Below are 14149 nucleotides of genomic sequence, written 5' to 3'. Positions count from 1 at the left end.
AGACCAAGGACTATAAAAGGACAGGGTGTCACCCTCAGTCAGCGGTCTGGCTCACGAGATGCAAGCATGCCCACGCGGCGAGGCGCCGCGTGAGCATGGCACCCTGCGAAGATCGGCAGACGGAGGATGAACGTGCCCAATTATCAATTCTACACCTGTGACGTCTTCACGAACACGCGGTTTGGCGGGAATCAACTGGCCGTGGTTCCGCACGCCGACGGGTTGAGCGACGCGCAGATGCAGCAGATCGCCCGGGAGTTCAATTACTCCGAGAGCACGTTCGTTTTTCCGGCGAAGGAAGGCCACACGCGGCGCGTCCGCATCTTCACGCCGGCGAGCGAAGTGCCGTTCGCGGGTCACCCAAACGTGGGCACGGCCTTCGTGCTCGCCAGCATCGGTGAACTCGGCCCACTTGCGCGCGAGCAAACGGTGATCTTCGAGGAAAAGGCCGGGCTCGTTTCCGTCGCGATTACCGTGGAAGAGGGCAGAGTCACATACTGCGAAGTCACCGCGCCGCAGCCGCTATCGCTGGGGGCAGTGGTGCCCGTTGCGGATGTTGCGGCGGCGCTGTCGCTGGACGAAAAGGACATCGTGACGGCGCCGCATCCGCCCCAGGTGGCGTCGGTCGGGCTGCCGTTCGTGGTGACCGAGCTTCGTCATCGAGCGGCGTTGGAGCGGGCACGCATCAACATGGGCGGGTTGAATGCGGTCGCCCGGCACGACGTTCGACCTTTCATGTACATCTATGCGCACGCGGACGACGGCGTGGACATTCGCGCCCGGATGTTCGCCCCGACGGGCGGCGTGCCGGAGGATCCTGCGACGGGTAGCGCGACCTGTGCCGTGGCCGGGCTCATGGCGCACTGCCATGCAGACAGTAGCGGCACGTTCCAATGGCGGCTGGCGCAAGGCGTTGAAATGGGCCGCCCCAGCATGCTCATTGCACGCGCCGTGAAGGAATCTGGCCGGGTGCGCTCCACGCATGTTGCGGGGCCGTGCGTGATGGTCTGCGAGGGGCACATCGAGGTCTGATTTTCCGGGCCGGCGAAGTTGGTAGAATTCGCGAAGCGACGCAGCCGCCGTCGGGAGGAGAGGGAACAGTCAATGGGCAGCGTGAGGAGGCCACGAAGCGAATTAGCGACGAAGAGCGGGAAACCGATGCGCGGCGGCGGCCCCTTTGCGGCAGCCGCCGCATTGTCATATCAATGGGCAAGCCGAGGAGCAGGCCCGCGCGGTCACACGGCGTGGGCATGACGAACGACGGCTTGCTCGCTTCATGCTGCGAGCGCGCCGCGCTTCTGCGATTGCCGCCGCACGGCGAGCACCCTAGAATCGCTGCCATGGAGAAAGGCTGGAGGCTCCGAAACCGGCACAAACCGCATCCTCCGACTTACCGCTGAAAGGACGGCCATGCACAGGACTCTCCTCGGCGCATCTTGCTTGGCACTACTTGTAGGTTGCAGGACCCTACCGAATCACGGAGCTCGGTGCGAGCTGAACAGGCTCGAGATCAATAAGGCACTCGCGCGCCGATGGTTTGATGAGATCATCAATCGGCGCAATCTCGATGCGATCGCCGAAACGTATGCAGCCGACTACGTCCATCACGGACCCGGGGGCGTCGACATGGAAGGGCTGGACGCTGCACGCGCGGTCGCGGCTTCGATCCTCGCCGCGTCAAGCGACCGGCACGCTGTCGTCGAGCGGCAGGTTGCTGAAGGCGATTGGGTGGTTACGCAATTCACGAGCAGCGGCCGCCACACTGGTGTATTTCGGGGCATTGAGCCGACCGGTAAGATCTTGACCGCGGAAGGTATCTGCATCAGCCGCATTAAGGGGGGCAAAATCGCGGAAGATTGGGAAATCGTCCAAGTCTCCGGGTTCCAGGGTCAAACTGATGACACGGACTAGATGGTGCTTGAGTGTCCGCTCCCCACAACATCCTCTCCGCTATCGGCAAGACATCGCTGGTTGAACTCTGCAAAGTCGTTCCGCCCGGCTGCGCGAGGATCTTCGTCAAGCTCGAATGGGAGAACCCCACGGGGAGCATGAAGGACCGCTCGGCGCAGGCCATGATTACCCGGGCCGAGGAGGATGGGCGGCTGAGGCCCGGCGACACCATCGTCGAATACACCGGCGGGAGCACGGGCACGTCGCTGGCACTTGTCTGCGTGGCCAAGGGGTATCGCCTTCGTATTGTCACGTCGGACGCCTTCAGCCGGGAGAAGCTGGACCACATGGCGTCGCTGGGCGCGGCCCTGACGCTCGTCCCCAGCGAGGGCGGCAAGACCACCAAGCAGTTGATCCTGAACATGATCGAGGCGGCGCGGGACATCAGCCGTGAGCCCAACACCTACTGGACCGATCAGCTCAACAATCTCGACAGCGTGGCCGGCTACTTCCCCCTGGCCGAGGAAATCTGGGAACAGACCGGCGGCAAGGTGAGCGCCTTCGTGCACAGCGTGGGCACCGGGGCGTCCTCCCGCGGCGTGGCGACGGTGCTCAAGAAGCACAAAACGAAGGTCCGTGTGGTCGCGGTGGAGCCGGCGGAGTCGGCCGTGCTTTCCGGGGGGGTTGCCGGTCCGCACAAGATCGAAGGCGTGGGCATCGGCTACACACCGCCGCTGTGGGAACCAAACCTCATTGATGAAGTCGTTGCCATCTCAACGGGCGATGCGAAGGGAATGACCCGGCGACTGGCCCGTGAGGAGGGTCTCTTCGCGGGCACGTCATCCGGCGCGAACGTGCTCGCCGCGATTCAGATTGGAATGCAACTGGGACCCGAGGCGCAGGTCGTCACGTTGATGTGTGATTCCGGGCTGAAGTATGTGAGTACGGACGTATACCGCACCGGATGAACGCTCGAAAGTCTCCCCAGACCGGCGCGCCCTTGGTCGATCTCCCGGCAGGCTACTCTCTCAAGGTGGCAGTTCGGACATCATCGGAGGGGGCGGGCAGACCATCTGGCCCTGGTCGCCGGGGGCCAAAGGCACGCGAAACGGGTAATACTCCTTGCCGGACCCGATCGCAAACGCGTTCACAATGCGGAGCACGTCCGCGCCGTTGGTCGTGAGATCAGGCGTCTCTGGGCTGATGTCGGTCCAGGTAACGTGCGGTGCGGTGGCCGCATGCGCTACCGCCTGCAACGAAGCGGCGATGTCGAAGCCGGAGACGAAGCGATCCGGTGGGCGCCAGGCCCCGGGCGGCGTCGGAGGTGTGGTGTTGGCGTCTCCCGCGGCGGTGAACGATCCGACAACATCCGCCCACCACCGGCCGTTGGTCGGCGCGGGGGCGGTCCGGATCTCAATGTATCCTTGCGAGAAAATCCCGCACATGGCGTGTACCTGAAAGAGATGCCCGTCTTGCCCTGTATTCAGTTGGTCGCCCGGGGAGATCATGCATCCCGTGACGTGGACCTGCGAGAGCGATCCCCAGTCGTAGGGGATCGGATCGGGGTCGGAGACGAGATACGCAATTCCCTGCCCCTGAATCGAAGCAGGCGTGGTCCTCGGCGTGCTGACATAGTACGCCCGCCCGCTGGCGGGGTGAACGACACGCAACGCCATTTGGTCGTTGATTGAGTAAGGGGCTGGATTCCACGAAAGGTAACGCTGTTTCTGCGCGGCGTGTGGATACGTCGTGACCGGTTCGGGCGGCCCCACGAAGCAATCGGCAGTCAACAAGAATCGAATATTGAAATCCGTAACACCATAAGAAGGTTTGGTCGTATCCCCGGAGAGCGTGTCTGAACTTGGGGCAAAGCCGCCGATGCGGATCTTGTAGCATTGACTAACAGCAGTCCAGAAGGTCAGCCGAGTCGCGCCCACCACGTACTTATCGTCAAAGTAGAATTCACAACCGTCATCGGAGCAGGCCACACGCCGGGCGGGTGAGATCTGGCTGCAATCACAAGTATCGTAGACCTCCACCATTGAGTCGAAATAGCGATTGGACTCGCAATTGCTGATGTCCACGAACCCGCCGGCTGGCGGAGTGAATTCGTACCATACGTCAGCCTGGAGCGAAGTGGGGGCGTAGGGCGAGCAAGCTGTAGGATCGCTCCCGCCGACTACCAACGGGCCATCGCGATTGGCGAGGCGATTATCCACCGTGAAGGTCCCGCAATCGGCCCCACCCACCGGGTTTGGGATACAGGGACCGATCGATGGCGGGCAGGTGTCCGGAGACGCGATGCAGATGAATTCGACGTCCCCCAAGCACATGCCGATTTGACCAAACGCGTCGACGCAGTCGCCGATTGGAATGGCGTTCTCACAATCATCGTTCGGCGGGCCCTTCGGTTCCGCGAGACAGGTTTGTGCGAGTAGTGACGACAGGCCAAGGGCGGCGAATGCCACGAGCAATGCGGACAAGAAGCGCCGCGTTGCAGGGCGGATGACTCCGGCTGGTTGCGTAGCCATGATGCGGCCTTTCGCTGGAGGGACGTGCCGCCCGTTATTTTACTTCATCGTCGTTCTCGCTCAAAGAAGATTTGATTTTGTACACACTTCAGGCGTATTGCAGGCGCAGCGGGGCTTTCAGCCGGCGTGTCAAACTTCAACGCATCGGTTCTGATGAAGCTTCGCAGAGTCCAACTTGTCGAACGCTGGACTGCTCCGCCGCTTTGATGCGCCAGAGCAGGAAGGTCCAGAATCCCCACACGCCGACGAGGGCGAGTCGCCCCCAGTTCACCGGGCATACGGCGATGCTGATGGCCATGAGCACGGTAAATGAGGCGCCGATGCGGAGCTTCTGCGCGGGGGTGAGTCCGGTCCGGTTTCGCCAGGCGTGGATGTACGGGCCGAGGTGGCGATGGCGGAGCAACCAGTCGTGCAGCCGGTCGCTGCTGCGGGCGAAGAGGTAGGCGGCCAGGAGCAGGAAGGGCGTCGTCGGGAGCACGGGCAGCACGATGCCGGCCGCGCCCAGCGCGACCATGAGGATGCCCAAAGATGCGTAGACCCAGCGTCGCATGGAAACTTCCGGCGAATTGTCCATCCGATCAAACCCCACGAGCGGACCCCCGCCGGTGATTTGCGCAGAGTTCCGGTCCGATGTGCTGTATTGTAGTGAACAGACCGCGGTGTGTGTAGTCGGCGAATCAGGCTGGAGCAGGCAGGCGCAGGGTAAACGTCGCTCCGCGCCGAGCGCCGCTTTCGACCTCGATCGTTCCGCCGTTCTCCTCGATCAGGTCCCTGCAAAGGGCCAGGCCGAGCCCCGTGCAGCGCGCCTCGCTGCCGGATTTCGAACTCTTGGTCGAGGCGAACATGTCGAAGAGGTGGGGGAGTATCTCGGGATCGATGCCCGGCCCCGTGTCGCGGACCGCAATCGCGATCACGTTCCCTTCCGGCTGGGCCGAAATCGTGATCCGCCCGTTGTGCGTGCCATTCATGGCCCGCCGGGCATTGTGCAGGAGGTTGAAAAGCACCTGCTGGATCTGCAGGGGGTCGGCCCAGGCCGTCAGCGACGGATCGACCTCGATGCTCAGCGTGATCCCGTCCTTCGACGGCGGACGACAGAGACTCTCCACGGCGCGATCGGCCACGTCGCGCACGCTGAACGTCTCCGCCTTTCCGACCTTGGCCGAACCGACTTCGTGAAAGCGCTCCATCATGCGCATGAGAATACGGCCGTTGCTCAATGTTCGTTCAAGTGCCTTCCGGGCGAGGTCCTCATCGAAGTTGGCGATGGTATACTGGGCGTAGGCGATGACCGGGGAGAGCAGGTTCGAGACCTCGTGGGCGATCATCGCCGCGGCGGTGCCGAGTCCGGCAAGCTGCTGGGCCTGTCGCACCTGTGCTTTGAGGACGCCAAGCTGCTCCTCGAGCCGGGCGATGTGGGTTTCGACGTCAACGGTCGCCGCGGATCCCGAGTCGGAGGGGGTCAAATGATTCGATGGATTCGGTGGTCGTCGCAAGACGGGTCGCTCCGATGAAACGCGCCTGTAGTATCGCAAGTCTTGGCGATATCGACTGTTGTCCGTTGTCTGCTTCACGGAACCCTTGAATGGCGGATGCTGCTTCCCAGTTTGACGCGATTCTGGCCGTTTTGGAAAGCGTCGGCGTAGATGTCCGCGAGGAACACCTCGGGGGCTCGGGCGGTGGGTTGTGCAAGCTCCGCGGCCGCAGCGTCGTCTTCGTTGATCTGGATGCCGACCTGCTCACCCGGACCGACCGTTGCATTCAGGCGCTCGCCGAACTTCCGGATGTGGACGCGCATTTCCTTCCACCGGCCATTCGCGATCGCGTGGACGCACTTCGCGAGTCGCGGGATTTTTCGTAATCACCAGCATTTTGAGGGAATCGTCAGGAAGGCGGGACGGTCTCGGACGTCGGTGGTCGCGGAGCCATCGGCTGCGGAGCTACACCTGACGGCGGCGATGCGGCGCCCGATGCCGGCGGCCAGACGCGCTGCGAAAACCACTCCTGCATGTGGTCGGACCAGATCTCCGCAGGGACGTCGGGCTGCCCCGCGTCGGCGGGTGCTTGCGACGATCGATCGCCGGGCTCGGGCTCACGGTTGATCGCCATCCGGGCCATGAGCCAGCGAAGGTTCATGGCCGTGGAGGGTCCGCCAAGGGCGATGGCGTGCTGGTAGTCGGCTGCTGCGGCCGCGTAGTCCGGAACGTTGCTGTAGAAGTCACCGCGCGCCGCGTACGCGTCGGCGTTGTCCGGCTCCAGTTCGATAACGCGGGAAAGATCGGCGACGGCCGCCGTGAAGTCCTTCTTTCCGGAAAGAGCCGTCGCTCGGGCCAGCAGGGCGGGGACGAAGTCCGGGTGCTCCCGGAGGACGTCGCCGAGCACCGTGATCGCCTCGTCGAGTTTCGCTTCCTGCAATTGAACCAGTGACTTGGCCACGACGGTCCAGTGCGAGAGCGCGGGCGATGTGGGGGCCTGCTCAAAATCACTCGCTGCCGCGTCGATGTCGTTGGTCAGGAAGCGTACCAGGCCGCGCCACAAGTGCGCCTCGGCGGCGTCGGGCAACGCCGACTCGCCGCTCATCAAGCGCTCGATATCCGCCTCGGCTTCGGCGAGCCGCCCCCGTTGCAGGTTGAGCGCCGCGCGGAGACGCAGGGCGCGGGGATCATGGGGGCGGATCTGGAGATACGTCTCGACCTGGCTGAGGGCCTTGGCGGGTTCGTCGCGACGCAGGTCTTCGGCCATGCGCATGACCTTGGCCAGGTCGTCTCCGTCAGCCGGCGCTTTTTCGGCCACCGCTCCGTAAAGATCATCCACCATGGTCCGAGCGATACCCGCCGGCGTATCTACGTTGGCGGGTTCGGCGCCCTCTGCCACGGCCGGAGCGGCATCCTCCGTCGTACCCTCTTCCGTCTCCACGAGACCCTTCACCACCGGCAAACCGGCTTCGAGGATGCGCACCGGACCACTGATTTCCAGGGGAAGCTGCTCGCGAAAGACCTGGCGGACGGAACGCAGCAACTGGTCGGCGTCCTCGGCGACGGCGCTGGCCTTGGCCGTGGCTTGTTCCGCCAATTCCGACTGCTTCTGCGCCTGCCGCCCCGTTCGCCAGAGTCCGCCCAGCAGGATCATGGTCAATACTGCGGCACTTCCCGCGATCCAGCGGAGCTGGTGGCGGCGCATCGAGCGCCGCAAGCGGGCACGGATTCCGGCGCGGCGCGCCTTGATCCGCTTGCCGTCCAGAAAACGGCGAAGGTCATCGCGGAATTCGGCGGCGCTGGCGTAGCGGAAGCGTCGATCGCGCTCCAGTGCCTTGAGGCAGATCGTTTCCAGATCGGTCGGAATGGACGGTTCGGTTTGTCGCAGCGACGGGGCGTCACCCTGCAGCAGGCGGGTGATGACCTGTTCGCGCGATTCTCCGGGGAATGGCGGGCGCAGGGTCAGCCATTCGTACATTGTCGCCCCGAGCGAGTAGACGTCGGTGCGGTGATCGACGTTGGCCGGACCTCCCGAAACCTGCTCCGCGGACATGTACAGCGGCGATCCGATCATCTCGCCGGTCACGGTGACCCCCGGCTCGGCCATGAGCCGGGCAAGACCAAAATCCGTGACGCGGATCCGCCCGTCGCTGCCCATCAGCAGGTTGTGGGGCTTGATGTCCCGATGGATTACGCCGGCATCGTGGGCATGCTGCAACGCGTCGGCGACGGCGGCGAGGTGCCCGGCGATAAAAGCGCTGCGCTCGAAGTTGGAGCACTCGCCCGCGGTCAGACGAATGGCGTGCTCGATCGCGGCGACCGTCGCTGCCGATGTTGAAGGCTCGACGACTGCGCCGGACTTGTCCGGTGACGAAGGCGTGCTTTTCCCATCGGGGGATTTTCGTGGGAGCAACACGGTCTCGGCCGGGTCGGACAGGTGCTCTTTGCGGGATCGCGCCGCGGTGATGATCTGGTGGAGGCTCGTGCCGTCGACCAGCTCCATCGCGTAGTAGTGGATGCCTTCATCCTCACCTTGGGCGAAGATCTGCGTGATATTCGGGTGATGAAGCTGTGATGCCGCCTGCGCTTCGCGCTGAAAGCGGGTGACCGCCTGGGGCGACGCGCTCACATGATCGGCAAGAACCTTCACGGCAGCGATCTGCGAGCTGGACGGATTCCAGGCCTCATAGACGGTACCCATCCCGCCGCGCCCGATGACCCGCCGTACTTCCATGCCACCGATGCGGAGAAGATGGCGCGGAACGGCCCCGCCGCTCGCGCCGGAGGGCGTCATGGCCAGATCGGTCTGCGACCGCGTATTGTCAGCAGCCTTCCCCACGTTTCCTCTGCAAGCGCGGCTCGAAACCGCCCGCGCTTCCTTTACTTGCGGACCGAACGCCGGCCGCGTGTTCTCCCCAATCTCTTAGACGATCCCGCCGAGCCGCGGTTTGCGTCAATCGGAACAATTCGCCTCTCGGCGCCGGCGCCTCGCCCCCATGCCTTCCAAGGGGCCTACCATCGGATTGTACAGCATGGATCGATTATTCCCGAGTTACAATTCGAATTCGGGCGCCTGTTTATAACCCGCTCTTCAATCTGCGCCGCGATGTTCAGAAGCAGACAACCGGCCCGTGTTCTGGCTCAGAATATTGGGAAAAAGGCCTGCGGCGTGGCGCCTTCCCAATTCCTGGTAGCTGTTGATGACGTGATCGATGGTGGCGAGGTCGTCTTCCGTGACCGTTCGAACCACCTTGCCCGGAATTCCCATCAAGACACTTCCGTCGGGGACCCTGGTTCCCGGCGGAAGCAGCGCCCCTGCGGCAATCAGACACCGTTCCCCGATCTCACAGTTGTCCAGAACGATGGCGCCGATGCCGATCAGGGACCGCCGTCCCACCCGCCGACAGTGGACCACGGCCCGGTGGCCAATGCCCACATCGTCGGCGATGTCCAGCGCGACGCCGTGGCGCGTGTGCACGACGGTCCCGTCCTGGACGTTCACGCGGCGGCCGATGCGAATCGGGGCGATATCCCCGCGAATGGTGACGTGGTGCATGACCGTCGACTGGTCGCCGATGGTCACGTCACCGCCGACGTACGCGGTGGATGCAATGAAAACCTGTTCGCCGACACGGGGGATGACCTGACCTTCGGTACTCATGGCGGAATATTGTAATTCACCCATCTGGATTCGCACGCAGGAGATTCTAACCTGCTGTCAGAAAAGATGTTGTCATTCTTCTGGGCGGAATGGAGGTCCCCCCCGGCGCCTCACGTCTTGCGACCTTGCCATGTCTGGCGAAAAAAGATAACATCGCTCTCGCAAGTCTGGGAGGTTTGCATGTGGCTGTTGCACTTTCGCGAACCCACCAGGGAGAAGTTGGGTCGCCGAGTCGATTCAGCGAAAATCGGCAGAGCAGGATGGCGTCCTCGGTCCATTTGCACCAGATGACCCGCGAAAGCGGATGCTGACGAAAACCCTCGGGAGGGGAAGGTAACGCCCGGCGAAATGCTCCGGTAAGGGAGCCATCGCCGGGTGTTCATTTTTCATGGTCGAACAGCTACGTGGCTAAATTGGCAATCTGTTCGATGATGCGGACGAGAGCCTGGGTACCATCGCGACCCTGGTTGGCAGCCTGGTTGGCGGTGAGAAGCTGGGATACCAGGGCCGTACCGATCAACGGCATATCGCAGTCAACCGCGGAACGGAGCGCAATACGCAGATCCTTCTGCTGCAGGTCGATCATGAACATGGGGGCGAAATCGCGGCGAAGCATGCGCGGGCCGAGGTTTTCCAGTGCCCACGATCCGGCCGCCCCCCCCGACACCGCCCGCAGCATGACCTCGGGATCAAGTCCCACCTTTCGGGCGAAGACCACCGCCTCGCAGACTCCGAGCAGGTTGAGCCCGCAGAGAATCTGGTTGCAGAGCTTGGTGAGCTGGCCGTTGCCCACGGGCCCGCAGTGAACGTAGGTCTTTCCCAGGGTCTCGAAAATCGGGCGAGCGCGTTCCACATCTTCCGCCGCGCCGCCGACCATGAAGACAAGCTTGCCGGTCTCGGCGCCGGTTTTGCCGCCGGAGACGGGTGCGTCTACGAAAGCGCTGCCGGCGTCGTGGACGCGCGCAGCCACCGTCCGGGCGGTCTCGGGGGATATCGTCGAAGCATCGACGCAGAGCGTTCCCTTGCGGATGCCCTGCATGACGCCGTCTTCGCCGAGATAGACAGCCTCCACGTCGGGCGAGTCGCTCACGCAGGAGAGGATCACGCGAACCGACCTCGCCAGATCCGAAGGGGAGTCGTGCCAGCGCGCCCCCTGATCCATCAGCGACGCGGCCTTGCTCTTCGTTCGGTTGTGCACGTGGACTTCGTAGCCCGCGCGAAGCAGATTGGCGGCCATGGGCGCGCCCATGATGCCTGTCCCGACAACACCGACGGATTCCTTGCTCACGGTGGCATCTCCTGAATAGCGCTGAGGAGAAGCTAACGGTGCGGGGGAGGTGTGTCGAGCGCGTCCTCGAGATGGCAATCCGCCGCAACTGGATGGTCGCTCGACCCCGGAATATTGAATGGCACGGGGCAACCGGACGTGTCATTCCGGCGATTGCCGGAATCCATGACCTGGGCCGGACGCACCCCTCTGAACTCCGGTATGCGCCGGAGTGAATACAGGCCGCACCAAAGCGACCATTTCTCTGTCTCGCAACGTGTCGTTGCGGGGACGCTAGTCCTCGTCGCCTTCTTCGGCTTCGGTCACTTCGATCTGCGTCACCGTTTCGGCATTACTGATCACGACGGGATCGATACGCTTCACGCGGCGCGTGCAATGATCCACGAGGTAGATCTGGCCGTTGAGGGCTACGGCCGAGGTTGTGGGGCAGGTCTTGAGTTGGCCCTTGTTGCCTACGACGGCGACACAGCCGTTGCAAAACAATACGAAAATGGCGAGCAAGGCGAGTGCAGATGTGCGGCGCATGGCGATTCTCCGATGAAGCGGGAAGTTCTCAGGCGGCTTCCCACCACGCCGGGAGAAGCACGTCTGGTGAGACAGCGACGTGAGCCACTGGTTAGTAGGTGGCGCAAGCTAGAGCCTGCGGATCGCAGATTTGAGCGAACGGAGTTGCCCGGCGAATTCCTCCGCGGCGCTGCGGATGGCTTTCTGCAGCCCGGAATCGCCTTCCCGTCCGTCGTCGGGAAACGCATAGATCACGCTGCGCGAGGCCGTGACTATTGCGCCGGTGCCGTCGTCGCGGAAGCAGTGGGCGACCTCCTCGAGCGACCGTCCTTGTGCCCCGAATCCGGGGACCAGGAAGATGCAGTGCGGCATCCGCTCGCGGAGTGCGGTGGTCGATTCCAAATCGCGCGGGGAGACGACCGCGCCGACGAGACTGTATCCCCGCAATCCGACACGCCCGGCCGAGCTCGCCCACCGCTCGACGAGATCGCCCACGCGGTGCCCGACGAGGCCGCCCTCCGATGTTGCCAGCCCCTGCACTTCAACCGCTGACGGATTGCTGGTCTGCACGAGCACAAACACCCCACGACCGGTTTGTTCGGCGCCCTCGATGAACGGGCCGACCCCGTCCAGGCCGAAATAGGGGTTGATGGTGATGGCATCGGGCAAATCGTCTTCGGGCGACCCCGAGGGCGCATCGCCGAGGTGAGCGAGGGCGTACTGTTGCGAGGTGTGCCCGATGTCGGCGCGTTTGACATCGCCGATGACGATCAGGTCGCGGGCGTGCGCCTCGCGGATAAGCTCGTGGTACGCCGAAATACCGTGCTCGCGAAAAGGCTCGAAGAAGGCGACGTTGATCTTGATGGCCGGGACGATACCGGCGACGGCTTCGATTACCAATCGTCCGAACGCGGTGACGGCTTCGGCGGCGCGGCGACGGAATTCCGGTTGGTGGAGGACATGCGCCGCGTGCTCCGTCTCCGTTGAATCAGGCCGGATTGCTGCGGGCAGGCGGTCGAGCACGGGATCGAATCCGACACAAGCGGGCGTGTCGCAGCGGTCGATGGCGGCCAGCAGTCGATCGGCAAAGTGGTTCACCATGGGGGCTCCTGCGGATTCTGATGCGGATACGGGGGCGATTGTACGGCGGCGGAGCCGGGGCGGTAGAGCGGCGCAGTCCGCAAATCCCGAGAGGCGGATGATTATCACCCCACCGCGTTCTCCCGGCGCCGCCCGGCCGGCTATAATGAGACGAGTGGTTTCCGGGGGGCACTCAGGGGGGATTCATGCGATCCACAAAGCGATCTCTGCTTGCGCGCCTGGGCGCGGCCTGTGTGGCGTTCTGCGCCGCGACAGGGATCGCTACCGCCCAGTCCGTTCGTTACGTGGATGCGGATGCAACCGGACCGACTCACGACGGCCTGACGTGGTGTACGGCCTACGCGGATCTCCAGGCGGCGCTGGACGAAGCTGGAACCGTCCCAACACCACCGAACGATCCGGTTACCGAGATTCGCGTGGCAGCGGGGATGTACAAGCCCCGGGAAGGCGCGAATCGAACCAAGCGGTTCGAGCTGATCGATGGCGTGGCGATCGTCGGCGGTTTCGCCGGATGCGGTCTGCCCGATCCGGATCAACGCGACTTCGTGAACCATCCCAGTATTCTGTCGGGGGATTTGAACGGCGACGACCTTCCGGGCTTTGTCAACGATGGCGAGAACAGCTACCACGTTGTGTGGGCGTTGGCGGGGGTGACGCGTTCCGCTGTGCTCGACGGGTTCGTCATCGAGGGCGGGAACGCCAACGGCAACAACCCCAGCGATCGCGGCGGGGCTATATTCATGTTCAATTTCGGCGACGGATCACCCCCGAGTCCCACGATCCGGAATTGCATCATTCGCCGCAACCGGGCGGTCACGTCATCGGCGACGCCGGCCAAGGGCGGCGCGATCTACATCGACAACGGTAGCCCCCTCTTTGAGAATTGCCTGATCGTGGGCAATCACGCGCCGGATGGTGGGGCGATGTTCAACTTCGGGCCGCTGTCCATGCCCCTCATCGAGCGCTGCACGATCGCTCACAACTCGGCCGATGCGAATACCGGCGGCGTGTACAATGCCGGTGCAAGCACGATCGTGCGCAACTCGATATTGTGGGGCAACAGCGACGCGGGCGGCGTTGACGAATCGGCCCAATACCACGCCGGGGCCGGTGTGAGCGAGATCGATTACAGCATTGTTGAAGGTTGGACCGGTGCGGCCCTGTCCGGACACGAGACCATCGGCGACAACCCGCTTTTTCCGGATGCCGACGGGAGCGACGGAATCTACGGCACGGCCGACGATGATTTTCGTTTGAGTGACACGTCGCCGGGCGTGAATACGGGCGACCCGGCATCCTCGCCTGCGCCGGGAACCATTGAACTGGCCAATCAGCCGCGATTGATGGGCTGCCGCGTGGATCGCGGGGCGTACGAGACATCGGTCGGACAGCTTTTCGGGGACTTCGACGCTGACGAGGACGTCGATCTGCGCGACGTGGCCTGGCAGCAAATCTGCTTGGGCGCGGAGGCTTTCCGTCCCGAACTGGTCCGCGCTTGCCTCTGCCTGTTCGATGACAACAGCGATGAGGCGTTAAATCTGGTTGATCTGTCGGCGCTGATCGGTGCGATGCAGCCTTAGAAACTATCTCAAATTAGCCAGTCGCCATGATCGACGATACCACAGCAGAAGGCACGCCAGTTGAATCAAGCCGAGGTAGTTGTGCGCCTTTTTGTTGTAGCGGACGAGAATCGCGCGGCAAC

13 protein-coding genes are annotated in these 14149 nt (G+C 63.5%); 5 read left to right on the top strand and 8 right to left on the bottom strand.

Going from position 1 to position 14149, the window contains the following annotated elements; genetic code table 11:
• Positions 1-126: 126 nt before the first annotated feature.
• The 3 genes from J5J06_13425 (at position 127) to J5J06_13415 (ending at position 2858) form a co-directional block, all read left to right on the top strand.
• Complete coding sequence (locus tag J5J06_13425) at positions 127-1032, top strand: PhzF family phenazine biosynthesis protein (GenBank protein ID MCO6438088.1); 906 nt, start codon at positions 127-129, stop codon at positions 1030-1032.
• Between the two features lie 408 nt (positions 1033-1440).
• Positions 1441-1911, top strand: a complete 471-nt coding sequence (locus J5J06_13420) for an ester cyclase (protein ID MCO6438087.1) — start codon at positions 1441-1443, stop codon at positions 1909-1911.
• 11 nt (positions 1912-1922) lie between these two features.
• On the top strand, positions 1923-2858 hold the full coding sequence (locus tag J5J06_13415; GenBank protein MCO6438086.1) for a cysteine synthase family protein: 936 nt from the start codon (positions 1923-1925) through the stop codon (positions 2856-2858).
• Between the two features lie 60 nt (positions 2859-2918).
• On the opposite strand, the gene J5J06_13410 is transcribed toward J5J06_13415, so the two are convergent.
• The 3 genes from J5J06_13410 to J5J06_13400 form a co-directional block, all read right to left on the bottom strand.
• Positions 2919-4421, bottom strand: coding sequence for a hypothetical protein (locus tag J5J06_13410; GenBank protein MCO6438085.1), 1503 nt, complete (start codon positions 4419-4421; stop codon positions 2919-2921).
• 136 nt (positions 4422-4557) lie between these two features.
• Positions 4558-4971 carry a YbaN family protein gene (locus tag J5J06_13405; GenBank protein MCO6438084.1) on the bottom strand — a complete coding sequence of 138 codons (414 nt, stop codon included), beginning with the start codon at positions 4969-4971 and terminating at the stop codon, positions 4558-4560.
• Positions 4972-5098: 127 nt separating this feature from the next.
• The gene (locus J5J06_13400; protein ID MCO6438083.1) at positions 5099-5914 is read right to left on the bottom strand and encodes a HAMP domain-containing histidine kinase; all 816 of its coding nucleotides are present in this window, start codon (positions 5912-5914) and stop codon (positions 5099-5101) included.
• A gap of 89 nt (positions 5915-6003) precedes the next feature.
• Between J5J06_13400 and J5J06_13395 the strand changes: the two genes are divergently transcribed.
• Positions 6004-6279 (top strand): hypothetical protein, encoded by a 276-nt coding sequence (locus J5J06_13395; GenBank protein MCO6438082.1) that lies wholly within the window; start codon positions 6004-6006, stop codon positions 6277-6279.
• A gap of 23 nt (positions 6280-6302) precedes the next feature.
• On the opposite strand, the gene J5J06_13390 is transcribed toward J5J06_13395, so the two are convergent.
• The 5 genes from J5J06_13390 to pyrF all read right to left on the bottom strand — a co-directional run bounded on the left by J5J06_13390 (position 6303) and on the right by pyrF (position 12447).
• Positions 6303-8732: a protein kinase gene (locus J5J06_13390; protein ID MCO6438081.1), complete on the bottom strand. Its 2430-nt coding sequence runs from the start codon at positions 8730-8732 to the stop codon at positions 6303-6305.
• Between the two features lie 252 nt (positions 8733-8984).
• On the bottom strand, positions 8985-9554 hold the full coding sequence (locus J5J06_13385; GenBank protein ID MCO6438080.1) for a gamma carbonic anhydrase family protein: 570 nt from the start codon (positions 9552-9554) through the stop codon (positions 8985-8987).
• Between the two features lie 400 nt (positions 9555-9954).
• A complete protein-coding gene (locus J5J06_13380; protein ID MCO6438079.1) occupies positions 9955-10803 on the bottom strand; it encodes an NAD(P)-dependent oxidoreductase in 849 nt (282 codons plus the stop codon).
• 312 nt (positions 10804-11115) lie between these two features.
• Positions 11116-11367 (bottom strand): hypothetical protein, encoded by a 252-nt coding sequence (locus J5J06_13375; protein MCO6438078.1) that lies wholly within the window; start codon positions 11365-11367, stop codon positions 11116-11118.
• A gap of 108 nt (positions 11368-11475) precedes the next feature.
• Positions 11476-12447 (bottom strand): orotidine-5'-phosphate decarboxylase, encoded by a 972-nt coding sequence (pyrF, locus tag J5J06_13370; protein MCO6438077.1) that lies wholly within the window; start codon positions 12445-12447, stop codon positions 11476-11478.
• A 185-nt stretch (positions 12448-12632) separates the two neighbouring features.
• Between pyrF and J5J06_13365 the strand changes: the two genes are divergently transcribed.
• Complete coding sequence (locus J5J06_13365) at positions 12633-14027, top strand: right-handed parallel beta-helix repeat-containing protein (GenBank protein ID MCO6438076.1); 1395 nt, start codon at positions 12633-12635, stop codon at positions 14025-14027.
• The last annotated feature ends 122 nt before the right edge of the window (positions 14028-14149 follow it).

The sequence above is a fragment of the Phycisphaerae bacterium genome, from assembly GCA_024102815.1.
In the GTDB taxonomy this organism is placed as follows: domain Bacteria; phylum Planctomycetota; class Phycisphaerae; order UBA1845; family UBA1845; genus JAGFJJ01.
This window is presented reverse-complemented; position numbering and strand designations above follow the sequence as displayed.